The sequence below is a fragment of the Vibrio sp. 970 genome (assembly GCF_033339075.1).
In genome coordinates, this window is record NZ_JAWOTW010000007.1 from 171,837 (window position 1) to 196,109 (window position 24,273).

A 24,273-nucleotide genomic window follows, 5' to 3' on the forward strand; every position below is an offset into this window, starting at 1 on the left:
ATAATGGCTCCCATAGTCGAAAGCACTTATTTAAGGAATAACCATTATGTCTCGTGTACTAGCTCTAAAATCAAGCATCCTTGGCGATTACTCTCAATCAAACAAATTGGTTGAAGACTTCATCAAAAATGTAGACCAAGACAAGCTTACTGTTCGTGATTTGGCTGCAAACCCGCTACCTGTTTTGGACTTCGCCGTTGCGACTGCACTGCGCGCTACGGAAGATCTTTCACAAGAACAGCAAGCGGTGGTCGACTTGTCTGACACCCTTATTGAAGAAGTAAAGGCCGCAGACACTTTGGTTATTGCCGCTCCAATGTACAACTTTACCATCCCGACTCAGCTTAAAAACTGGATTGATTTGATTGCTCGTGCAGGCGTGACATTCAAATACACAGAAAACGGCGTTCAAGGTTTGATTGAAGGTAAAAAGGCGATTGTAATAACGACTCGTGGTGGTATTCATAAAGATTCACCAACTGACAACGTTACGCCATACCTACGCACTGTGCTGGGTTTTGTAGGAATCACTGATGTGGAATTTGTTTACGCAGAAGCGCTAAACATGGGTGAAGATGCGGCTGCAAAAGGCATTTCAGAAGCGCAAAGCCAACTTGCAACAATGGCGTAAGTTAGAATAAACCAGAATACAAAAGGGATCGGTTCGCGCCAATCCCTTTTTGGATCCTGATGCCTTGATCGTATTTATAGGGTCTCTTACATCGTCAAAAACGATTCACTTTCTCCAAGTTGCGTATTGCATCGAGGTAGACTTTTTCTAAAGACCGCTCAGCTTCGCTTATCATATTCTCGATCATCGCATTAAACGCGGCATCGCTACGGATTTCTATATTGTCTCCCGCCTTAACGTCAAGAGAGTTGACGTACAACACCAACCATTCATCGCCCTCCAAGTGCCCTTCTCCGTGAATGGCAAAAAAGCGTTTGGCAAATTCAGCGTTGGTACAATTTATCGCTTCAATTTGAAGATTGAATGAGGAGTCGATACTCATGGTGCTTATGCCATCCGATTCATCAGATGCATCACAAACAGCCTTAACTCTGGCACGATATACGAAATTTCTCGTTGAAAGCAGCATAGTATTATTCATCATTACTCATAATGGGCGATAAATAAGTCAGTTGCAAATCCGACCTATATGCATCTCGCGATGCGCTAAAACTCGAACTGGAAATAAATAGTATTGTAGTTGCTCCCACCTTTAATTCGCCCAAACTGGGAAGCGCTTTCAAAAATCGCCGAGCGGTGATGCAATGAATAGCCCACCCACATATTGTTCCAGCTCTTTTGGTTGAAGAGATCGCCTACATTGACATCAAACGAGAAATCTAGGTAGTTGAGCAACTTGCTTGGTGTATAACCCTTGTCTTCCATTTCTGTGCCTTCAATATAGGTAATGCTATCAATGTATGACACACCTTCCGCTACACCAAATCGCCAAGTCGTAGGCCAATTAACCGTATAATAAGCCTTAATCGCCATGACGTATTCTGTGCTCGCAGACTGAACACTGGACGACCAGTGATGAACCAACCCTGGCGTTAAATAAATATCAAGAGGAAAACCAAACAGCTCATCCGTTAATGAATGCCCATAAAACAATGAAGTAAGTTGATTGTCGTATGGGTCTTTTTCTCTCTCAAAGCTAAATATTTCACCGATGTTCGAAGGCGTCGCCCAACCATGCGCAATACGTAGATATGCTTTATTGCTCAGTGTCGGTTTCGGAACTTTGCTTTTATCGTTGAAAAAGCCAAAACCGACAAACACTTCTCCCTGATATCGATCTTCTACAAGCTGACTGTTGTAGGCGTTATCATCTAAGCGAGTAACACTCGTCTCACCCAATAAATACAAATTTGAAGTTACATGGTAACGCGCTTTAATACCAAGATTGGTGTCAAGCCCAGCTCCAATTCTCTCGCCAGTAATATCCTTAAAGGAATAATATTCACTATTGAAATTAGCGTCTTTGTATCGAATCGTAATCGATGGCTCTAATTCCCAATCCCCAAATACATAATTGGCAGCAAGGCGGTAATTAGAGTGAAACTGGAGTTCGTCGTCCGCCATCAACTCTACTTCTGCGCGCCAATTGTCGTTAATGCTATAACGCACTTGCCCACCGAAATCGACTCTGTCCCCTTCATTAGCATTTTGTAGTGACATGGGAATATCGACAAATCTCAATCGCATGAGTGCGCTCGCGCGCCAGTCGGAATCACTCTCGTTATGCAAAAAAGCGCCACCTTCAATGCCATTGATATACACATGTTCGTTTTCAAAGAACATCATTGGTACAAATGTACTCACCGTAGAGTCATTATCGGCGGTATAAAACGGAATCGATGCTGTGCGATACATCGCAGCAATCCCCCACGTTTGTTCTTCTGAACCATGCGCAGAAGAAACTGCCGCAGCTAAAGGTAAAGCGAGTGTTGTTAGAATTAATCTCTTCATGAGTTCGAAAAATGTTGGTTGAGAAGCAGGCAAACATCAATGATTTGCCATTAAAAGCTTATGTTCTGCTGATGATAGCCGTTACAATGGCAAATGTTGTCATCCTCGTGACAGTTTGAGTCCCAAGATCATATTAATATTGCACGACTAGGTGAGCTTGTTTGCGAATATTTTACCATTACAACAAGCGCTTAAACTCTAGCTTAGTTCTAAATCAAACATAATGAAGTAAAAAGTGAAAGCATCAGAACTCATCTCTACCTTGAATCATTTACCCGCAGACACAGACATTGTGATGGGAGAAGCATGGCTGCCAGAGAGGTTGATAGGGACTCAACTCGATGGTGACATGTTGTTTTTGCACTTTGATAATGCACCAGAAGATGGTCAAGGTGACGAAGAAGGGCGTGGCTTCGTCGAACACGAAATCGACTTAATTAGAACTCGGCTTCAGCAAATTTTGGATGAAGACAGTGATAACGCGTCAAAAGCCGATGCGATGCTTGGTTTGTTCCTTATGGGACATGAACTTAGTAGCTCGCAAGTTATCGAAATATTAGAAGAAGAAGCTGACACATAAGGAGCCGTTTTGCCAGCATTGATGAACACGACTGAAATTTCTTCACTTCCTCTTGTCGTTGCAGGTCCGATCCTACGTAAAGTGACCGCAACTGAAATCAATATTTGGCTAGTCACCACCCAACGCTTGGAGGGTATGGTGCAAATTACGGATGAAAATGCCTCCATCCTTTATCAAGCCCCTTTAAGTGAACAAAAAGAACAGCTTCAAATCGGCCTCAATGCGTGGTGTTGCTTACTTAAATTAGAAGGCGAGTTTCCAACCCATCAAGCGTTACGCTATCAAATAAAAACGCAATATGGCTTAGTGACGGAACTGCTCCCTCACCTAACTTATGAGCGAGATAATACGCCAAACTTGGGTATTGAGTTCCTCGTTAGTGAAAAAGCGGATTATCTCTTACATGGCTCTTGCCGTAATCCCCATCACTTCAGTGATGATACATTGGTCGCTGCGGATCATAAAATCGCGTCTCAATCCATTGAAGAAAGACCAGATATGCTCATCATGAGTGGTGATCAAATCTATGCAGACCATGTTGCAGGCCCCACTCTCGATGCCATTGAGCAAGTCATAGCTTTATTGGGTTTGCCAGGCGAAGAATTCGATCAAGCTCCGATAAAAAATACCAATGAGCTCTACCAACACCCTGCTTACTATTATGGTCGAGATAAATTGTTGCCTCATTATGTGAGTGATGACAGTTTACTAAGTAAGTTTTTTCCACACCGAGGGACACCAATATTCAGCGCCAAAGAGTGTGAGAATCACCTAATAAGCTTTGCTGAGTGCTTTGCAATGTACTTATTGGTTTGGTCTCCGACCTTGTGGAAGCTTGTTCGAACGGATCGTTTATTAGAAAACGAATTTACTGTCGGCGGAGAAGTTCTTGAACCCAAATGGCAGCAGCAATGGCGCGAAGAAAAAAAACAAATTGATAAATTCGTCGCAGGTCTGGACAAGGTTCAACGCTTACTCGCTCACATTCCAACCTATATGATTTTTGATGATCACGATGTCACCGACGATTGGAATCTCACCATAGGCTGGGAACAAGCCGCATACAGCAACACGTTTGCAAAACGCATTATCGGTAATAGCTTGATTGCTTACTGGCTTTGCCAAGGTTGGGGAAATGCGCCAGAAAAATTCAATGATGAATTTATGAGCCTCGCTCAACGCTTTATCGATGAGCGAACCTCGCAAACCCAAGATGCATTTATTCAATATTTGTATCGCTTTGAGAATTGGCACTACACCATTCCTACGACACCAAAAGTTGTCGTGCTAGATACACGAACCAGACGCTGGCGTTCTGAGTCTAAAATGAACAAACCTTCTGGCTTAATGGACTGGGAAGCGATGATTGAGTTCCATCAGGAGCTCGTGCATCAAGACAAGGTTGTTATTGTTTCTGCCGCGCCAATGTTTGGTGTGAAATTTATCGAAGCACTACAACGTGTGGTGACCATACTTGGTAAACCATTGATGGTTGATGCTGAAAACTGGATGGCTCACCCCGGAAGTGCGAATACTCTTATTAGTATTTTCACACACACAAAGACACCAACTAACTTTGTTATTCTCTCTGGCGACGTGCACTACTCTTTTGCATACGATATTAAGCTCCGCTATCGAAAAAACAGTCCGAATATCTATCAAATCACCTGTAGTGGAATTAAAAATCAGTTCCCTACACAACTGCTCAATATTTGTGATGGCCTAGATAGACTGCTATACAGCCCTCGCTCACCTTTAAACTGGTTCACAAAACGTAAACGACTCAAGATTTACAAACGCGCACCAAGTACGCACAACTTTTATCGCTTGGTTAACCATAGTGCCATTGGTGAGCTACGTCTTGATGATGAAGGCAAACCAAGTCAAATTAGTATTCTGACGAGTGATGGTGACGAAGTTCATTTTCCACCGACACGTGCTGAAAGCTGAGTATCAATCCCAAAATGACTTGCCCTTTGTAAGAGGCAAGTCACCTTGAACTAACTCAGGAGTTTAGGTTTTTTGGGGAGAAAGTGGCCGTTCTTAAATGTCAACGGCGTGCTAAATTTGGTATCGCACCTTGAGATCTTCCGTATTTATTACCATGTTAACCAAATAAACAATAGCTCGGTGTTCATTATGTTTAATTCTCTCACATCATTATTTAAACAACTCATTGATGGCTCTGATTTAAGCCAAACCAACACACTTTCCCCTAACATGGCTATCGCGTGTTTGCTTTGTGAAGTTTCTGGCGCAGACCATAGTGTCGATGATAGAGAACAAGAAACAAAGCGCTCTTTATTGATGAAACTGCTTTCGTTAAATGAAGAAGAATCAAATACTTTGTTAGAGCAAGCGCAACAGAAAATAAAAGATTCCGCTTCGCTGTACGACTTTACCTCTCAACTAAGAGAACTGACTCAAGAAACTCGTTACAACTTAATCAAAAGCATGTGGGAAGTCGCTTACGCAGACGGCGAAATTGACCCGCTAGAAGACGCGGTGATCCGTAAAACAGCAGAGCTACTCTATGTTGATCACAGCGAGTTCATTCGAGCGAAGTTACAGTCTCAGTAAAGTGACGAGATGAGTATATAAGTCGCTGGCTAACTCTAAGCTCCCCCTAGAATGACAACAGATATCGCTTCTGTAGCCATAAAAAAACGCGCACTCTGCGCGTTTTTCAATAAGCCAACGACATTGTTATTAAAATACTGGTCAAGGTATGTGTTTAGCTCTTTCCACACTAAACAGACTGCATGACAAAACAACAATGGTTGGATGATTATTTAATTACAAGCTAGCTAGGTTCGAATAACTAAAACATGGTCAAAGCAAGCTTAGCTAAGTTGTATGCATCTACATAGCCAGAGTGTTGACGCCCTTCCCAGTCTATTCCTTTTGCTTCTTGAGCGGCTCGATGGCCTATACGTTTATCTTTAAGACGATTTTGAATACGGTAGAGTGTCGCTAAGTTGATGAACTCTGTGAACGGTGCTTCAATACCTTTGTGCTTACACTCTTCTAGAAGAATGAGGTCATCTCGCCCCCAAGATGCAAAGATTTTGTTGCGACCACCGAAGTTCTTAACCATGGATTTAAGCACTTCTTCTAGTGGGCGTCCTTGTTTTTCAATCTTACGTGGTGTGATGCCCGTTAACTCAGCGCAAAACAGAGACACTTCATCGTGTTCTGGTTTCACGTAGTATTGAGCACGCTTGACTATCTCACCTTTAGACAAATCTATTTCAGCTAACCCCACTTCGATAATTTCACCCGTGCTGCCGACGCCATTTTCGTTCCAGCAACACATTTCTAAATCGAAGCATACAATACGGTTATGGTTCATAGTTTGCCTTGGTTCCTAACATAAAAATTTAAAGCGTGCGATTCTATCGTAACACGGCGTAAAACTCGAATTTGTGCGCCCATTTAATCGCCGATCGACACATTATTACGGCCGTTTTTTTTACTCAAATAGAGTTGACTGTCCATTTTGTGATACAAGCTCTCAGGATCTTCTTCTTTATGGATAACCGCACCGATACTCAACGTACAGATGATTGACGCATCACCATAATCAAAAGCCGTACTTGCCACAACACTCCGTAACTTTTCTAGGTAAGCTTCTAGCACCGCTCTATCAATGACTTTAGAAATAATACAAAACTCGTCACCACCAGCGCGGTAAAACTTATCTCCCGGTTTTAAATTAGCACTGACCAGCTTAGTGACATGTTGCAACGCTTCATCTCCACCTAAATGGCCGTGTTTGTCATTAATCACTTTGAAGTGGTCGATATCAAAACCAACCAAGGCGAAGTTAACACCTTTGTTTATCTGATTAAGCAAGTGATCGTTGAATGCTCGGCGATTCAGTAGTTGAGTTAGAGGGTCTCGCTCTGCCATTCTTTTTAATTCAACGGTTTTGAGCTCCAACATGACCGCTAAGCGCTCTTTTTCTCGAGACTGTAAATTCACAATCCAACTGATCAAAAAGGCGATTACCAATCCGGCTAGCGTCGTGCCCGCTAAAATAGAACGCTCCCAAGCTGAGACTGCGTCAGAAAGTTTAAAGTCAATACGCCATTCACGGTTAGGCAGTTGAATGGTTCGGCTTATAACGGTTCCTCGAATGTTATCCCAGCTAGCACTTTGAAAGAGAACAGGGTCATCTGCTGCGTCGAATCCCAAGTCTTCTACGCGCACCGACATATCGAGCTCCGTCGCGGTTTTCGTAATCAAATCCTCAAAGTAAACCGTACTTCGGATAACACCGGTCACTACTCCTAATAAATATTTGTTCTCGAAGTCGAACACTGGATGGAACACCAGCAACCCAGTCTTAGGTATGGACTTGTCATAACCATCTTGCAGTAAGCGAACTTTATCCGAGACATTCGCTCGCCCATTTTCGGAAATATCATCCAAGATTAAATCGAAGCGTTTGCGCGAAAAATAGAAACCCAATAGAGAAAGGTTTTCCGGTGTTCTTGGGTAGATATCCGACGCGATGAAAATTGGCTCATTGTGTTCAAAAATGTACCCGTAGGTTTTGGGACCATCTTTAGGAACGGTAAACGGTTGGAAGTTTGGAAATTTTTGACGGGTCTTTAAAATATGTTCATCAAGATCTTCGAATTCGACCTTTTGCATCCATTGAAGTCCAATGAGACTTCGCGAGCTGTTAATCACTTGTTCCGCATACATCGGAAACGATGGCCAATAGCTTCGCTCAATCGAATGGAAAAAGTTTGCGCCCGCACCAATGAACTTTAGATCATTCTCGACGTTTGCTTTAAGTGATTCTGCTTGTCGGTCGGCTAAAGTATCAAACGTAGTCTGTGTATACCGTTGCTGCATTGTATAAGCAGCACCAACTACACCAGCAGTGACACATAAAGTCGCCAAAAAAGCTAAAATAGAGTCTGAATGTCGTTTTATAAAGCTCTTATGAGCGGTGCTTTGTGTCATATCGTAATTTTTGATACTTCCGTAAGTTAAACTTCGGGATCTATTGAAATACTGCGTTAGCAATGCACAAACATCAAGCAACAACCTATATTGGGGAGTCTGATCGTCGATTTTTCACGCTGTTCGTACGGTATAGTCACGAATTATTACAGCCTTAAGCCTTGAATATGCTACCATCCGTCATCATTTTAATGTCTAAACTTGGTGCAAGATCGCAAAGACGATCGTTTTAGTGAACAAATATGAGCCAATACTGAGCACCAATAAATCAATAGAAAGAGAAAAAACGTCATGAACATTGATTTGAACCTAATTCCTCAAACGTTCGATATGCTTCACGCTGGCCTAACCGCATCGAGCGTTTTGCTTCTTCTAGTTGCAGTGTCGCGCAAATCAAAAGTGGTCGAGAAAGTGGTAGAAAAACCAGTCGAGAAAATCGTCGAGGTTGAGAAACCAGTTGAGAAGATCGTTGAAGTAGAAAAAGTAGTGGAAGTAGAGAAAGTCGTAGAGCGTGTTGTAGAAGTTGAATCAAAACTTGCAACCACATCAACAGACTCTGCAATGCAGCTGCTTTCTATCATGCAACAAGAAGCTCGCCTGATTGACTTCCTAAAAGAAGACCTAACGTCATTCTCTGATGAAGAAGTAGGCGCAGCCGCTCGCGTAATCCACACTGGCGGTCAGAAAGTACTGAACGACTACGTGACGCTAGCGCATGTTCGTAACGAAGACGAAGAAACTCGCATTACGGTTGAAGAAGGCTTCAACCCACAAGAAATCCGCCTAACTGGCAACGTAACAGGCAGCGCGCCATTCAACGGCACGCTAGTTCACAAAGGCTGGAAAGCAACATCAATGACGTTGCCTAAACTTGCTGAGAACTACGATGCTTCTGTGATCGCTCCAGCTGAGGTTGAGCTGTAATGGAACACATGAACCAAGAAAACCATTCTCAAGAAGCGTCTGTTGAAACTCAACAGACACCTAAATTCAGTGTTGGTATCGACTTAGGTACAACACACTGTGTCATGTCTTTTGTTGATACACACAACGAAGACGCTCGCGTTGAAGTGATGCCAATCCCGCAGTTGACTGCGCCGGGTACGGTAGAGACTCGCAGCCAATTAGGCTCTTTCCTTTACCAGCCGCACGAACACGAAATGAACCCGCAATCACGCGTTCTTCCGTGGTCGAGCGAGCCAAAAGCTCTAGTTGGTGCAATTGCACGTAACCTAGGTTCAAAAACACCAATTCGTCTTGTTGCAAGTGCGAAATCTTGGCTTTGCCACGCAGGTGTGAACCGTCGTGATGCTTTCCTGCCAGCAGGTAGCCCAGAAGAAGTGGAAAAAGTATCCCCTCTTCGTGCGACAGAGCTTTACCTAGAGCACCTAAAAGACGCTTGGAATCACGCGAACCCAAATCACAACCTTGCCGATCAAGACGTAACCATTACGGTTCCTGCTTCTTTTGATCCTGCTGCTCGCGATCTAACTGCAGAAGCAGCACGCAACGTTGGTTTTGTGCACCTAACACTTCTAGAAGAGCCACAAGCTGCACTTTACAACTGGATCGATAACAGCAACGACAAATGGCGCGACGAAGTTGAAGTTGGCGACATCGTGCTTGTGGTCGATATCGGTGGTGGTACAACCGACCTTTCTTTGGTTGAAGTAACTGAAGACGACGGCAACCTAACTCTGAACCGTATCGCGGTAGGCGAACACATCCTACTTGGCGGTGACAACATGGATCTTGCACTTGCGTACCGCTTGAAGATGAAGCTAGCGCAAGAAGGCAAAGAGCTACAGCCATGGCAAGTTCAGGCAATGACACACGCATGTCGTGACGCGAAAGAAGCGTTATTGAACGACAGCGAACTTCAGTCAGTGCCAATCGTAGTACCAAGCCGTGGTTCTAAACTGCTTGGCGCAACGCTGAAAACAGAACTGACTCAAGAAGAAGTACAACAAACACTGGTTGATGGCTTCTTCCCTCAAGTTGCAATTACTGACCACCCTGTTCAACGTAACCGTGGAGCACTAACGCAAATGGGTCTGCCTTACGCACAAGATGCAGGCATTACTCGTCACATTGCAGCGTTCTTGTCTAAGCAAGCCAATGCTCTTTCTACTTCAGGAAATGGCGCAGAAGCAGCAGCTCAAGATTTCAACCCATTCGCTAACATGCCTGGTATGCCAGGTTCGGATGCAGCGCAGTCAGCTGACTTCATCAAGCCAACCGCAATCCTATTCAACGGTGGTGTTCTGAAATCGAAACTTCTAGCAACTCGTCTAGAAGACACGATCAACGAATGGCTAATTGAAGCAGATGCAGAAATGGCAAAACGCCTAACAGGTGTGGATCTAGACCTTGCAGTTGCTAGCGGTGCGGCTTACTACGGCTCTGTGCGTCGTGGTCAGGGCGTTCGTATCCGTGGTGGTATTGCTTCGGCGTACTACGTGGGTATCGAAAGTGCGATGCCAGCGATTCCGGGCATGGCGCCTCCAATGGAAGCACTTTGTGTTGCACCATTTGGTATGGAAGAAGGTTCAAGCGTTGACGTACCAAGCCAAGAGTTTGGTTTGATCATTGGTCAACCGGTTAACTTCCAATTCTTCGGCTCAACCGTTCGTCGTGATGACCTAGCAGGTACTCACCTAGACTACTGGGCACCAGAAGAGCTTGAAGAGCTTCCAGAAATCCAAGTAACGCTGCCTGTATCTGAAGGTCGTCGTGAAGGTGAAGTGGTTCCAGTAACCCTAGCCTCTCGCGTCACAGAGCTTGGTACGCTTTACTTAGAAGCCATTGCCGCTGATAACGGTCAAAAATGGCATGTTGAGTTCGATGTGCGCGAAGACGCGAAAAGCAACTCAAACGAAGAAGAATAAATAGAAATCAAACGGCATCCAATCGGGTGCCGTTTTTAAATACACGAAGGTTTGTATGGCATCTCCTCGTTTTCTTGTTGGTATTGACCTTGGCACCACAAACACTGTGGTGGCGTATTGTGAAATCACCGACAACCTTGAACAATCCGAAGTATCCCTATTCGACATCGACCAATTGATTGGTCCGGGTGAAGTGGTTCGTAAACCATTGCTGCCCTCTTTTCGCTATCACCCAGCGGTTGGTCAAATCTCCCCTTCTGACCTAACACTCCCTTGGGAAAACGAACCTGTATCTGGCGACATTAGTAATGTGATCGTGGGTGAATGGGCTCGTGAATTAGGCGCTAAGGTGGAAGGACGTCAGGTATCCAGTGCTAAAAGCTGGCTATCGCACCAAGCAGTGGATCGTAGCTCAGACATTCTTCCTTGGGCTGGTGCACAAGATGTAGATAAAGTATCTCCCGTCATTGCCAGCGCAAGCTACCTCAACCACATTCACCAAGCATGGAACTACCGTCATCCTAGCAATAAGTTAGAAGACCAAGATGTGGTTGTGACCGTTCCAGCTTCGTTCGATGAAACCGCTCGTAAACTCACGCTTGAAGCGGCTGAGCTGGCAGGTTTAAAGAAAATCGTCCTGCTCGAAGAGCCACAAGCCGTATGTTACGACTGGTACGCACGCCACCAGCAAACCGCAGCTGATGAACTTAAAGAATTACCGCTGATTCTGGTTTGTGATGTGGGCGGTGGTACTACCGACTTGAGCTTGATTGAAGCAAGTTTCTCTTCTCAAGATGAACTAGCCCTTGATCGTATTGGTGTTGGCGAGCACTTGATGCTTGGTGGTGATAACCTCGACTTAGCATTAGCGCACCTTGCGGAGAGCCGCCTTTCTCAAAATAAAGGGGAACAAAGTAAGAAGCTCACTGCAGCAAGCCTGACTAAGCTGATTCAGCAAACTCGCAAGGCGAAAGAAAACCTACTTTCAGCGAGGGCACCTGAAGAAGTAAAAATCACCATGCTGGGCAGCGGCTCGAAACTTCTTGGCGGAACAAAGAGTATTGGGCTGAGCAAACAAGAAGTGCACCAAATCGCTTTGGATGGCTTCTTCCCGCTTTCTGATTTCAGTGAAGTACCAGACAAACGCCGCAGCGCGGTTGTCGAGTTTGGTCTTCCATACGTTGCCGACCCAGCAGTGAGCAAACACGTTGCCGAGTTCTTAACGACGCATCAGCAAGTCTCTCGTGCCGCACTTGGCATTGAAGACGACAAACAAAATGCCATTCCAGTCGGTTTGCTACTCAATGGTGGTGTGTTCAACAGTGAGCTTGTGACTGAGCGTGTCACTACCCTACTTTCCGATTGGCGCGGCGCACCAGTTACGGTATTAGACAACCCACATCCAGATTGGTCTGTTGCACTAGGTGCTGTTGCATTTGGTAAAGCACGTCGTGGAGCACAGCTAAAAATTGGTGGCGGTGCGGCGCGTTCTTACTTCTTGCACCTTCAAGAGAAGAACAAGATGGGCAAAGCGCTCTGTTTGCTTGCAAAAGGTACAGAAGAAGGACACGAGATCCGCTTAAGTGGTCGTCGTTTCTCGCTTACCCTAGGTGAACCTGTTCGCTTTAACCTGCTGACTTCTACACACGACACCTTAACCAATAACACCGTTATTCAAAACGGTGTGATGGTGGACGTCGATCCTGACTTGTTTGCTCCTCTTCCACCTTATATCACTACCCTTGAAGGTGAAGGCGCTGAACTGCAAGCCAACCAGAAAGAGCGTGTAGAAGTACAACTGGCGTGTCAGTTGACCGAAGTCGGTACGCTTAAGATGGAATGTGTCACCGCAGAAGACGATAGCAAACGTTGGGAGCTGGAGTTCGAAGTTCGTAACAAGCAAACCGATGACAGCGAGCAAGTTAAGCTTCACCCTAAACTGAATGAATGTAAGGAGCTGATCGCTCGCCTTTACAGCGGTAACAAGAAAAGCGCAGAAAGCAAAGAGATCAAAACCTTAGCCAAAGATCTTGAGAAGAAGCTCGGCAAACGTGACGAGTGGGATTTCACTACCCTACGTCAACTTTTTGATACCTTTGCACAAGGTCGTAAGCGTCGCCGCCGCTCTGAACAGCACGAGAAAAACTGGCTTCGTTTGGCTGGCTTTGCACTGCGTCCGGGCTTTGGCGATCCAACAGACTCTTGGCGTATTGAGCAAGTTTGGGGACTGTATCAACAAAATATTCAGTTCAAAAACCATCAAGGCTGGACAGACTGGTGGGTATTCTGGCGACGTATCGCGGGCGGTCTAAGCCAAGAACAACAAGAAACCATTTTGGCAGACATCGCGAAATACCTACACCCTGGCGCGATGAAAAACCCACAGTCAGCTAAAGCGGCACAAAACATGGGTTATGAATCCATGGTTCGATTGGCGGCGTCGCTTGAACACCTAGAAGTCGAAGACAAAGTTCTATTGGCAACGTGGTTCTTGAGCAAAGCCATCAACCAAAACCAGTTTGAACAAGCGCACTGGTGGGCATTGGGACGCTTGGCATCGCGAACGCCACTTTATGGCAGCCAGCACAACGTCATTCCTCGTGAACAAGCGGAACAGTGGCTACCTAAATTACTGGAACAAAACTGGCAGAAAGAACCAATGATCGCGTTCGCAGCCGTAATGATTTGTCGTAAGACGGGCGACCGCCTATTCGATATCTCTGACGACTACCGTGAGCAAGTGCTGGCTAAGTTGAAGCAAAGCAAGGTGCCTGAATCTTGGATATCACTGGTTGAAGAAGTCAAAGAGTTATCTGAGAGCGAATCGAAGCGTATCTTCGGTGATGCACTGCCAAGCGGTCTGACGCTGGTAAACAACTAAGCTCCCATGCTTATAAACGCAACAAAGCCCTTCGAGTGAAGGGCTTTGTTTTATCTGATTCTGCTTGCTGACGATAGTCGACTCGTTAGTTCATTTCCGTATTGATTACCACATCACGCGTTTCATTATCCATATCACTGATGCCGACAACTGAGATTTCACGGTCAGATAAATTCTCAATCATGCTGTCTTCTAACCCACCGTCCGTCATCCACGCATAGAATTTTTCTGCAATACGATCCGAACCTTCCCCGACAAACGTTAATGTGACCTTCTTCATTTGTGACACTCCATCAATTTACGATTCAGCCACTTAAGCGTAGTATGTTTCACAAATATCGACATAAACTAGGACTAACTTCTTTTATGAGTATCGAAAAATTTGACGCGATTTATCAGCGCGCTGCCGAGCGTAAAGGTGGTGAAGATCAACTTGAAGCGCTTTTGTCTCATCCACTAAGCAAAGAAGAATTGGCAGCGATTCCCGACGACCGTTGGCTAGCCGCTTTTTCGATGAAGGTATTCCAAAGTGGGATTTCGTGGAGCGTGGTTCGCAACAAGTGGCCGAACTTCGAAGAAGTGTTCTTTGGGTTTAAGATTGAGCCGCTATTGATGCTGTCAGATGAGCAATGGGAAACCAAAGCAACCGACAAACGCATCATTCGCCACCTCACTAAAGTCATGTCGATTCCTGCCAACGCTCGTATGATCCACGAAGCAAAAATCGAATATGGCTCGTTTGGCAAAATGGTTGCTGATTGGCCGCAAGAGAAAATCACCGACCTATGGGCGTATTTGAAGAAACGCGGCAATCGCCTAGGCGGAAATACTGGCCCTTACACACTTCGTCAAATGGGCGTTGATACCTTTATCTTGTCTAGCGACGTGGAAGCTTACCTGCGTAATTGCAAGATCATTGAAGGTGGCAAAGATACGAAAAAATCGCTCGATGCAACCAACAAAGCGTTTGTTCAATGGCAGCAAGAAAGTGGTAGAAGCCTGTCTGAGATCAGCCAAATCATTGCGTTCAGTACCGGCGATAATCGCATTTAATCCAGACTGAACCCAAAATACAAACGGTGCACTGATCATTGGATTTAGTGCGCCGTTTTTATGTTCATTGGTTCAAGTACACACTTACTTTGAAGCCAGTGATTCCCACTCAGTCAGTAGCTGCATAATACGGTGAGAGTCTTCCCATGTTGCACAAGGGTTTTCTAACGAGGTACGCCCCTCTTCAACCGCTTGGCGAATATTGCGCACTTGATAGAAGAAAGCGTCCCCAGTTGCCGGTACAGACACTTCCCGCTTCGACGTCTCGTAAATTTCCACACTAAACTGGTTATCTTGCGTTGGTAGCCATGGGTTTGAATCTAAGGTAATACAGCCTTTGCTACCCAGAATGGTGAACTGGTGTTTCAATCCATGATCTTCGGCAGTATGTACGCTCACCGTTTGTTGCTCACCAAATTGCATCATCAAGCTCGACTCGCAGATATTCCCATCATTACCTCGTCGGCCAATCGCTTTCATTGAACGGTTCTCAAAGGTTTGTTCACCCAACATGGTTTTAACCACCAAATGCACTAATGACATTGGATAGCAACCTAAGTTATACAAAGCACCTTTGCTGTCTGGATTAACAAACTGCGCAATCGACGCAATATAAGACGTATGGATGGAGCGAAGTTCACCAATCTCTCCCGATTTAAGCACCGAAACCAACTCACTGATCAATGGGTGATGCAAGTACATTAAGCCTTCAGCAAAGAATACCTTGTGCGCTTCTACGGCTTGAAGTGCCAGCTCGGTTTTTTCCATATCTACCGAAAGTGACTTTTCACACAGGATCGCTTTGCCCTGCTCAGCCGCTTTGACGATAAAGTCATGATGAAGGTGATTTGGCAATGCGATATAAATAATGTCGACTTGCTCATCAGCAATCAACGCATCGTAATCGTTGAACGTATTCTCGATGCCATATTGCTCAGCGAATGCCTGTAAGTTCTGCTCCGAACGCCCAGCAACCGCGTACAGTTCACTCTTGTCATCGCCTTGGATTGCCTCAGCCATGACTCCTGAGATAAAGCTTGTGCCTAAAATGCCCCATTTCATGTTCACGTCTCCTATTGAGCTTGGGTTTCGAATGCTTGAACTAACTCTGCCATTTCAGCCGCAATAAACGCTTGTGTATGCGGCATAGCAAAATGCGCTTCAATCGCGGCGCGGTTTTCATATCGCTCCCAAAGAATCACACGTTGTGGAGCTTTAGAATCGTAGGTCGCATTCGCTTGCAAGCACCCCGCTTCGCTTTGCATATCAAGGCAAAATTGTTCAATGGCTTCAACCACTTGTTGTCTTGGCTTATCGGCATTCATTTTCAGTTCGGCGGTAACAAAAATCGTCTCGCTCATGATGGCTCTCTTTCTCCATTCTTAATCATACGCCCACTGTAATTAACCTCATTTGATTGATAAACTCTGCTTTAGTTATTTCTTTATCAACTCTGGGTGTGCAATGGATAAATTAACAAGCATGAAAGTTTTCGCTTACGTGGTCGAACACGGCAGCTTTCGTAATGCAGCACACCACTTTGATATTTCACCGACCATGGTTGGCAAGCACATGAGCTTTCTTGAGCAAAGCTTAGGTACGCAGCTGATTCATCGCACCACGCGCAAACAGTCCTTGACCGAAGCTGGCAGACTCTACTATCAAGAGTGCCACCGCATTATTGAAGACATCACCAACGCAGAGAACCTAATCCAGACGCTGATCAACCGCCCAACTGGAACAGTAAAAGTTAACTGCCCAGTTACCTATGGTAAAAAGGTGATTGCGCCCATCGTGGCTGACTTCTTAGCAGAATTTCCCGAACTGAACGTTGAGTTAATGTTGGATAACAGTTTGATTGACCCATATCGAAGCGAAGCAGACGTGATTATTCGTATTGGTGAGTTGGTCGATTCATCGTTAGTTGCAAGAAAACTCGGGCAATACGACATGACTTACTGCGCCTCACCCTCTTATCTTAAGCTGCATGCCCCTATCCAATCGCTTGATGACCTTGAACATCATCATTGTTTGGGATTTCAGTACCACCAAGGGGAAAGCCAACAGGTGGTGAACATGCCATCTAATACCTTTGGAAACAGCAACACCCGATTAACGTCTAATAATGGTGATGTGCTTAAGTTTGCCGCGTTAAAAGGCTCTGGTGTTCTTCTGCAACCAAAGATCTTAGTTGAACAGGAAATCCAATCTGGTGCCTTGGTAGAAATTCTGCAGCAACATGCTCCCAAGCCAAAACCGATCCACCTGCTTTACCGTTCAAAACAGCTTTCCCTTAAAAACCGTACCTTGGTCGATTTTATTCTTTCTCATGTGAATCCATAACGTCACCCCATAAAGCGGCGACAATTTAATCATTTAATTAACTTTTATTCTCGATATGACAAATATTATTACTTGTTAATTGTCTTTATTTTTCATGTTGTTAGTCAGAGACACTCATTAACTAGGCATAATTTATTGATTCACACCAATTGCATTGCTCTGACAAAGTGACTAGGATTGCCGCCTTTCCTGAGTGAACTATCAAAAAAATATCGAGAAATTTCATCAAATTTCTCTTCCTGTTCGTGTGCAATCACAACATTTACACTCATTTCAAATTGCATAAGCACATTCCTTTGCTTATGAAAACGACATTGATTTCTCAACGCTTTTAGTCACGTATGTGACTTTTTGGCTTGAGAGAGATTTTTATTCAAGGTAGGTCACAAGGACGCTACCCCTTGACTGCATTTACTGGAGGATAAGATGCCTAAAGGTCTAATGCTGACTGACTTAGCCATCGCTGGCTTACTATTGATTTTGGCAAAAGTCATTCGCGTTCACGCGCCATTACTACAGCGTATGTACATTCCATCGGCGGTTCTCGCAGGATTATTCGGTCTAATTTTTGGACCAGCCCTGTTAGACTTACTGCCTTGGACCGATACGTTTACCGCTAACGCAAGCCTATTAACTGCTGCACTTTTTTCTGCGTTAGGTCTGGCAACGGATGTTCCATCACCTAAAACCGTCGCACAGCGTGCTGGCTCATTGTGGGCGTTTAACCAAATCGCTTCTGTTTCTCAGTGGTTGTTTGCGGCAATATTTGGTCTAGTTCTCACAACCTTCTTCTGGCCAGAGATTAATCCCGGCTTTGGTGTGACAATGTCTGCGGGCTTTATGGGCGGACATGGCTCTGCATCTGTTGTTGGTGAAATCTTCACGGGGCTTGGCTGGGAAGATGGCTTCACACTTGGCTTAACGTTCGCAACCGTGGGTATTTTCATTTCAATTTCTGTCGGCATGCTCATGCTGCAATTCGCATTGAAGATGGGTTGGATTCGTAGCTTTACGACCTTCGACAGCATGGATGAACACGAACGCAAAGGCCTTGTTAAGCCTGTTGATCAAGAACCGGTAATGAAAGACACCATGTCTTCCCTGTCAGTCGATTCTTTCGCGATTCACGCGGCGTTGGTTGTAGTGGTAACGGCTTTCTCGTATGTAGCGGCTAACTACTTATCTTCTTTCCACGATAAGGTACAAATTCCTACGTTCGTAACCGGCTTCCTTGGCGGCATGCTTGTGCGAATCATCGCGAAACAAACGAAAGCTTCACGCTATCTTTGTGACGGTGCATTCAAACACGCTGCGGGCATCAGTACTGATTATTTGATTATCTTTGGTATCTCAGCCATCAAGATTACCGTCTTAGCTCAGTATTTAATGCCGATGGTAGTGCTTGCAATCGGCGGTATCACCTTCACACTATGGCTAATCTTCTGGGTTGCCCCACGCATCATGGGCGAAGATTGGTTCGAGAAAGGCATTTTCTCTTGGGGTTGGTTAACCGGTACGGTTGCCATGGGTATTGCGTTGCTTCGTATTGTTGATCCAAAAATGCGTAGCAAGGTGCTTGATGATTACGCCATCGCTTATGTCCCAGGCTCAATCACTGACATCTTCATCATCTCTTTGATGCCAATCGCGATGTATAACGGCATGCACTGGCAAGCGCTTGGTGTAGGATTAGGTTACATCGCAATTGTCTTATTTATTTGGCGATTCATTTTTAAACGTAACCGCAGTGCTCTGACACACGAATCATAGTCGCTTTACTCGGGAGGATTTTGTCCTCTCGAGTTCATTCCTTGGTTTTTCTCAAAATCACTCCCTACCTCAAAAATAAGCAACTTGTTTTATATTTGAGATTTGCAATCCCGATCTCTTACTATCATTCTTTTTTAATACTTGACCTGAAAGTTTCTATATCAGAATAGCCGCCTATTCGTTTCTAAAACATGGAGAAAGGCTGTGCGTCGCTCTCAAGGATTTACTCTTATTGAACTCATTGTGTGCATCATCATTCTTGGTATTGTAAGCGTCGTTGCATTTCCTAAATTTCTTGACTTACAAAAAGATGCCAGAGTAGCGGTTCTATATGGAGCCAGAGAAGCACTCATGACCGCCAACAACTTTGTCTACACCAAAGCAGTGATTCAATCTCAAGAGACAGTAGATGGCGGCATAAAATATAACATTGATCTAGATAATGACGGCCATAACGACCTAATTGGTTACTTTGGATTTATCAAAAATGTTATTCCAGCAAAAGAGCTAGCAGGCTTTGATCCACAACTCACTATTAACACTTGGTACGGGGTAGACAGTCCAGACGAGCCCTACTTCCTTATTGGTTTTGCAAACAAGCCTGTTGGTCCAGAACATATGTGTTATGTCGAAGTTTACTACCCAGAAACTCCTGGTGGCCAAGTGAAATACAAAATACAAACTGACGATTGCTAATTCCCATAGAGAGTGGCAGTAACACTTTTACTTTTGGTGTCTTCATCGTTATTGCAAGGTAATGGCTCCAAAACCACCATTAACAACTATTTCACATAATGTCGTCGCACAGTTAGCTCATAGAGATAAAACCAGTAATTTGCGCCGACACATGGCTATAATTGAAACAATCTATCGTTTTTAAACCCGCCTATAACTTGTGCTTGTAAACTCATCATTTCGCTCAATAATAGTTCTATAACAAATTCAATAATTTAAAGCGGGAGGCGTAATGAGAATATTCTGGCAGCTACGTTGGTATTTCCAACAAAAGTGGAGGCACTATGTCGGATCCATTCTGCTTTTCGCTGTGATATCAGCACTACAGCTTGTTCCGCCCAAAGCAGTTGGCATCATAGTTGACGGCGTCGTAGACAACACTTTAGATACAAATACGCTGATTCTATGGCTCTCAGGGTTAACTGTACTGATCTTTACCATTTATGGGTGTCGCATCTTATGGCGAATTTGGCTTTTCGGCGCAAGCTGGGAGCTCGGGACCATTCTACGTAACCGTCTATATAGGCATTTATCGACACAGCCACCTCGTTTTTTTGAACGTTACAAGACGGGGGATCTGATGGCTCGTGGCACTAATGATGTGCGTAATATCGTTATGACAGCCGGCGAAGGGGTTTTAACCGCCGCAGACTCTTTAATCACTGGTATTGCGGTTTTAATCATTATGGTAACGCAAGTAAGCTGGAAGCTCACCGTAATGGCGCTTCTTCCAATGCCATTTCTTGCCATCATCATCTTCTTTATTGTGCGCATCCTACATCAACGCTTTCGTGTCGCTCAGGAAGCCTTTTCTACCATGTCAGACATGACACAAGAGTCACTTAATGGCGTGCGAATGCTGCGTGCTTTCGGATTAGAAAACCAAGAGCAGCAACGTTTTGAAGAGGTTGTGGATGATACTGGCGAAAAGAACATCGCTGTTGCAAGAGTCGATGCTAGATTTGACCCGGCAATTCAGTTAACCATCGGTCTTTCTTTCCTTCTTAGTGTCGCTGCTGGTGCTTACCTTGTTGATAAAGGTGAGATCACGCTTGGTGATCTGACCGCATTTACGATGTATTTAGGGTTGATGATATGGCCGATGCTGGCATTCGCATTCCTATTTAACATTTTAGAAAGAGGCTCTGCTGCATGGAACCGACTACAAGAGATCTTTGATGAAAAGCCAGAAATTATCAGTGGTAATAAGCCAATAGAAAATAAACCACTTCCGTTGAAAATTGATATCGACGATTTCCACTGGTCTAGTGATTTACCGCCCGCTTTGACGGAAGTAAACATCGAACTTGAACCCGGAAAAATGTTGGGAGTTGCAGGGCCTGTAGGAAGCGGAAAATCGACCCTGTTAACACTACTTTTGCGTCAACATGATTTAGAAAACGGCTCAATTAAATTCGGTGATGTCGAGATCAAGGATGCCCTACTTCCACAGTGGCGCAACCGTTTTGCTGTCGTTAACCAAAGTCCGTTTCTATTCTCCAAATCTATCTTCGACAATATTGCCTTAGGCAACCCTAATGCAGAGAAAGAAGAAGTCTATAAAGCAGCAAAGTTAGCCTGTATACATGACGATATTGAGAAGTTTCCTGAAGGCTACCAAACAGAAGTTGGTGAAAAAGGCATTACACTCTCCGGCGGGCAAAAACAACGTATTGCGATAGCACGCGCTATGCTGCTGAATGCCCAAGTGTTGGTTTTGGACGATGCACTTTCCGCTGTTGATGGACGGACCGAACATCAAATCCTTAAGAATTTGGAAACACACTACCGTGATCAAGCCCTAATCGTTATTGCACACCGCCTCACCGCATTGGAAGCAGCAGACGAGATCATTGTCTTGAATCACGGCCACATTACTGAACGTGGGCAACATAGCGCTTTATTAGCGCATCAGGGATGGTACGCCGAAATGTTCGAGTACCAAAAACTAGAACAGGCGATGGAGGAATAATGAATGAACCAGACCAGCACGTTTAAACGGTTAATGTCTTACCCATTATCTCAACCAAAGCCAATGATTAAAGGACTCGCCTTGCTGTTTATTGCAGCGTTAGCTAGCGCCGGCGGCCCTTGGTTGATTCAATATTTCATTGATGAGCACATCGCTAAAGGTGACTATTCACAAAATGTTCTGATTTCGCTAGCAGTAGGTTATATCGCTCTTCAGATCGTATCGGCAACATTCCAGTATTTTCAGTCATTGCAATTTAGCATTGTCGCGGCTAACACGATCAAAGCGATTCGTAAGCAAGTATTTTCTGGCGTGATTAAGCAGCCGTTATCTGCGTTTGATTACACGCCTGCTGGAAAATTGGTGTCGCGAATCACCAACGATACGGAATCTTTACAGCAATTTTATGAGCTTTTGATCGCGACCGTGGTGAAAAACGTGGTCATGATTGTCGTAATGCTTGGCGTTATGTTTTTCATGAGTTGGAAGCTCACACTCGTTGTGCTTGTATTGCTGCCGATCGTCATCGGCTTTATGTACTTGTTTAAGCAGCTAAGTACAGAAAGCTACCGAAAGATGCGTGACCTATTGACTGATATAAATGCGAATCTGAGTGAATCCATTCAAGGGATGAGTGTCATTCAATTAATGCAACAAGAAGAGCGTTTTAATAAACAGTTCAACGAGCTAACCGCAGAGCATCTGGTGGCATCTAAACGAGTGATTCGGCTAAACGGCTATCTGCTAAGACCCTTAATGGATTTGCTCGCTGGTCTTGCGTTGCTTTGCTTGGTTGCGATCTTTGGTTTTAATGGTACTGAGTTGATTGGTGTGGGGGTACTGTATGCATTTATCAGTTATCTTGCGCGAGTTACTGAACCACTAATTGAGATGACTCAGCAACTTGCTCTACTTCAGCAGGCGTTAGTATCAAGCGAACGTGTTTTTGAATTGATTGATGCGAAAGAACAAACTTACGGGGGCGATCATCAACCATTAAGGTCAGGTGCTATCGAACTTAAAGACCTCACATTTAGCTACGATGGTAAACAGGACGTCCTAAAAGACATTTCGTTGAAGGCCAACCACCAAGACTTTATCGCGCTTGTCGGGCATACAGGAAGCGGTAAAAGCACCTTAGCGTCACTGTTGATGGGCTTTTATCCAACGCAATGTGGTGAACTGCTCATAGATGGTCGTCCACTTCAGACATTAGGGAAGGACGTACTTCGCAAAGATGTGGCAATGGTCCAACAAGATCCACATATTCTCCCTGCTTCAGTCAGAGAAAACATCTCTCTCAGTCGGGCGGTTGATGACAATCAAATATGGGATGCGTTAGACAAGGTAGGTTTAGCAGAACAAATTCATCGTTACCCTAACGGGCTAGACACGCAGTTAGGTCAAGGCGAAACTAATTTATCTGCGGGTCAGAAACAGCTTTTGGCGTTAGCACGTGTGCTTGTGGTAAAACCTAAGATATTGATATTAGATGAAGCAACCGCAAATATTGACTCAGGAACAGAGGCTTTAATCCAAAAGAGCTTGGCGGTACTCAGACAAGACATGACGCTCGTTGTTATTGCTCATCGGCTGTCAACTATCCTAGATGCAGACCAAATTATTGTTCTTCATCATGGGGAGTTGGTCGAGAAAGGTACACACAAAGCACTCTTAACGCAAAATGGTCGTTATGCTCAAATGTATCAGTTACAGCAAGCAAACCGACACCTACAACAGATTGAAGAAGACACCAAGCAACTCGAAGAAGCGGTGTGATTTTATGCCCGTGCCTTCTTTTTATTTAGTCGGCATGGGCATAATTGGTGTAACTTCCAAATTTAGCCTTGTTAGCTTCCAATTTCTTCATAATGTGAACTAATTTTCTATTTCTTACCTATTATTGACATAACCCCTCGCTATATCACGCAAGGTCGTTGTAAAATCGTACGGTACTTAAGTCTACTGCCTGTGGCATTGGGCTGAATTCCGCTTTCTAATTATGCACATTAATCTCATGACACAAGTCCATGGACAAAGATAAGTTTACTAACATCTATCGCTTGCCTGGTTCGATTCAAATTCGTATCGGTAAATGGCAAAAGACGTTCCGCGGCACCTCTGATTTAGTTTTACATCAGGCGCTAATGGAGCGTAATAAGCAATTTAAGAAGCCAGACTTTTTACCTAAAGGCTGGTGTGTCACTCCTATTGATGAAAACGACATTACCATTACGCATCACGGTAAATATATCCAAACCGTTATGCGCACAATGCTGGACAGAAAGGTCTCATACAAGCGACTGTTCCTATCTCGAATGAGTCTCGAAGATGGTGAAAAAGTGCTCCACAATTACAAGCTGGAGTGGGTAAGAAAACATAACCAGATCGCCAAAAAGTACAATCAAATTAAAAAGAAACAATATATGAACTTTGCAAGAGAAGAAGAGGAAACCCTCTACCCTTCGATTCCAAAGGGTGAGTTTGACAAAACATTATGGAACAAACTTGTCGTATCATCGTTTGGTCCGCAGAAAAAGTACAAAAACCCGCACTTTGTCCGTAAAGCCGATTTCTAAATAAACACCCCTA

General features: G+C 44.5%; 22 protein-coding genes. 14 read left to right on the plus strand and 8 right to left on the minus strand.

Annotation, left to right across the window (positions count from 1 at the left end; genetic code table 11):
- Positions 1 to 46: 46 nt before the first annotated feature.
- Positions 47 to 631: an FMN-dependent NADH-azoreductase gene (locus R7Q11_RS12900; RefSeq protein WP_025766683.1), complete on the plus strand. Its 585-nt coding sequence runs from the start codon at positions 47 to 49 to the stop codon at positions 629 to 631.
- 94 nt (positions 632 to 725) lie between these two features.
- Here R7Q11_RS12900 and R7Q11_RS12905 read toward each other — a convergent pair whose 3' ends face one another.
- Positions 726 to 1,115, minus strand: coding sequence for a hypothetical protein (locus R7Q11_RS12905; protein ID WP_238966324.1), 390 nt, complete (start codon positions 1,113 to 1,115; stop codon positions 726 to 728).
- A gap of 62 nt (positions 1,116 to 1,177) precedes the next feature.
- Complete coding sequence (locus R7Q11_RS12910; protein ID WP_225466493.1) at positions 1,178 to 2,482, minus strand: MipA/OmpV family protein; 1,305 nt, start codon at positions 2,480 to 2,482, stop codon at positions 1,178 to 1,180.
- A 235-nt stretch (positions 2,483 to 2,717) separates the two neighbouring features.
- Here R7Q11_RS12910 and R7Q11_RS12915 point away from each other — a divergent pair, with 235 nt between their 5' ends.
- The 3 genes from R7Q11_RS12915 (at position 2,718) to R7Q11_RS12925 (ending at position 5,642) form a co-directional block, all read left to right on the plus strand.
- Positions 2,718 to 3,062: a hypothetical protein gene (locus R7Q11_RS12915; RefSeq protein ID WP_017820645.1), complete on the plus strand. Its 345-nt coding sequence runs from the start codon at positions 2,718 to 2,720 to the stop codon at positions 3,060 to 3,062.
- Positions 3,063 to 3,071: 9 nt separating this feature from the next.
- The gene (locus tag R7Q11_RS12920; protein ID WP_225466494.1) at positions 3,072 to 5,012 is read left to right on the plus strand and encodes an alkaline phosphatase D family protein; all 1,941 of its coding nucleotides are present in this window, start codon (positions 3,072 to 3,074) and stop codon (positions 5,010 to 5,012) included.
- 189 nt (positions 5,013 to 5,201) lie between these two features.
- Positions 5,202 to 5,642: a TerB family tellurite resistance protein gene (locus tag R7Q11_RS12925; RefSeq protein ID WP_017820644.1), complete on the plus strand. Its 441-nt coding sequence runs from the start codon at positions 5,202 to 5,204 to the stop codon at positions 5,640 to 5,642.
- A gap of 241 nt (positions 5,643 to 5,883) precedes the next feature.
- On the opposite strand, the gene R7Q11_RS12930 is transcribed toward R7Q11_RS12925, so the two are convergent.
- Both R7Q11_RS12930 and R7Q11_RS12935 read right to left on the minus strand, forming a co-directional pair.
- Positions 5,884 to 6,414, minus strand: coding sequence for a 3'-5' exonuclease (locus R7Q11_RS12930; protein ID WP_161445747.1), 531 nt, complete (start codon positions 6,412 to 6,414; stop codon positions 5,884 to 5,886).
- Positions 6,415 to 6,497: 83 nt separating this feature from the next.
- Complete coding sequence (locus tag R7Q11_RS12935; RefSeq protein WP_005377686.1) at positions 6,498 to 8,039, minus strand: sensor domain-containing diguanylate cyclase; 1,542 nt, start codon at positions 8,037 to 8,039, stop codon at positions 6,498 to 6,500.
- Between the two features lie 291 nt (positions 8,040 to 8,330).
- Here R7Q11_RS12935 and R7Q11_RS12940 point away from each other — a divergent pair, with 291 nt between their 5' ends.
- From R7Q11_RS12940 to R7Q11_RS12950, 3 genes are read left to right on the plus strand one after another with little or no spacing between them, the layout of a single operon-like run.
- On the plus strand, positions 8,331 to 8,963 hold the full coding sequence (locus R7Q11_RS12940) for a DUF2760 domain-containing protein (protein ID WP_213892626.1): 633 nt from the start codon (positions 8,331 to 8,333) through the stop codon (positions 8,961 to 8,963).
- The gene (locus tag R7Q11_RS12945; RefSeq protein WP_225466495.1) at positions 8,963 to 10,927 is read left to right on the plus strand and encodes an Hsp70 family protein; all 1,965 of its coding nucleotides are present in this window, start codon (positions 8,963 to 8,965) and stop codon (positions 10,925 to 10,927) included. The genes R7Q11_RS12940 and R7Q11_RS12945 overlap by 1 nt, the downstream gene beginning before the upstream one ends.
- A gap of 55 nt (positions 10,928 to 10,982) precedes the next feature.
- Positions 10,983 to 13,808, plus strand: a complete 2,826-nt coding sequence (locus R7Q11_RS12950; RefSeq protein WP_225466496.1) for an Hsp70 family protein — start codon at positions 10,983 to 10,985, stop codon at positions 13,806 to 13,808.
- A gap of 85 nt (positions 13,809 to 13,893) precedes the next feature.
- On the opposite strand, the gene R7Q11_RS12955 is transcribed toward R7Q11_RS12950, so the two are convergent.
- The gene (locus R7Q11_RS12955) at positions 13,894 to 14,088 is read right to left on the minus strand and encodes a hypothetical protein (protein ID WP_005377692.1); all 195 of its coding nucleotides are present in this window, start codon (positions 14,086 to 14,088) and stop codon (positions 13,894 to 13,896) included.
- 86 nt (positions 14,089 to 14,174) lie between these two features.
- On the opposite strand from R7Q11_RS12955, the gene R7Q11_RS12960 reads away from it, so the two are divergent.
- Complete coding sequence (locus R7Q11_RS12960; protein WP_005377694.1) at positions 14,175 to 14,861, plus strand: DNA-3-methyladenine glycosylase I; 687 nt, start codon at positions 14,175 to 14,177, stop codon at positions 14,859 to 14,861.
- 84 nt (positions 14,862 to 14,945) lie between these two features.
- Here the strand turns inward: R7Q11_RS12960 and R7Q11_RS12965 are convergent, their stop codons facing one another.
- Together R7Q11_RS12965 and R7Q11_RS12970 are read right to left on the minus strand one after the other, a co-directional pair.
- Positions 14,946 to 15,923, minus strand: a complete 978-nt coding sequence (locus R7Q11_RS12965; protein ID WP_132936645.1) for a Gfo/Idh/MocA family protein — start codon at positions 15,921 to 15,923, stop codon at positions 14,946 to 14,948.
- An 11-nt stretch (positions 15,924 to 15,934) separates the two neighbouring features.
- Complete coding sequence (locus R7Q11_RS12970) at positions 15,935 to 16,222, minus strand: putative quinol monooxygenase (RefSeq protein WP_025766691.1); 288 nt, start codon at positions 16,220 to 16,222, stop codon at positions 15,935 to 15,937.
- 103 nt (positions 16,223 to 16,325) lie between these two features.
- Between R7Q11_RS12970 and R7Q11_RS12975 the strand changes: the two genes are divergently transcribed.
- Positions 16,326 to 17,204: a LysR family transcriptional regulator gene (locus R7Q11_RS12975; RefSeq protein ID WP_182039594.1), complete on the plus strand. Its 879-nt coding sequence runs from the start codon at positions 16,326 to 16,328 to the stop codon at positions 17,202 to 17,204.
- A gap of 140 nt (positions 17,205 to 17,344) precedes the next feature.
- On the opposite strand, the gene R7Q11_RS12980 is transcribed toward R7Q11_RS12975, so the two are convergent.
- On the minus strand, positions 17,345 to 17,488 hold the full coding sequence (locus tag R7Q11_RS12980; RefSeq protein WP_225466497.1) for a hypothetical protein: 144 nt from the start codon (positions 17,486 to 17,488) through the stop codon (positions 17,345 to 17,347).
- Positions 17,489 to 17,630: 142 nt separating this feature from the next.
- On the opposite strand from R7Q11_RS12980, the gene R7Q11_RS12985 reads away from it, so the two are divergent.
- From R7Q11_RS12985 to R7Q11_RS13005, 5 genes are all read left to right on the plus strand, one after another.
- A complete protein-coding gene (locus tag R7Q11_RS12985) occupies positions 17,631 to 18,974 on the plus strand; it encodes a sodium/glutamate symporter (RefSeq protein WP_225466498.1) in 1,344 nt (447 codons plus the stop codon).
- Between the two features lie 204 nt (positions 18,975 to 19,178).
- On the plus strand, positions 19,179 to 19,670 hold the full coding sequence (locus tag R7Q11_RS12990; protein ID WP_005389069.1) for a type II secretion system protein: 492 nt from the start codon (positions 19,179 to 19,181) through the stop codon (positions 19,668 to 19,670).
- A 271-nt stretch (positions 19,671 to 19,941) separates the two neighbouring features.
- Positions 19,942 to 21,681: an ABC transporter transmembrane domain-containing protein gene (locus R7Q11_RS12995; protein WP_136977072.1), complete on the plus strand. Its 1,740-nt coding sequence runs from the start codon at positions 19,942 to 19,944 to the stop codon at positions 21,679 to 21,681.
- A gap of 3 nt (positions 21,682 to 21,684) precedes the next feature.
- A complete protein-coding gene (locus R7Q11_RS13000; protein WP_225466499.1) occupies positions 21,685 to 23,460 on the plus strand; it encodes an ABC transporter transmembrane domain-containing protein in 1,776 nt (591 codons plus the stop codon).
- A 251-nt stretch (positions 23,461 to 23,711) separates the two neighbouring features.
- Complete coding sequence (locus tag R7Q11_RS13005; protein WP_005377712.1) at positions 23,712 to 24,260, plus strand: hypothetical protein; 549 nt, start codon at positions 23,712 to 23,714, stop codon at positions 24,258 to 24,260.
- Positions 24,261 to 24,273 lie beyond the last annotated feature (13 nt).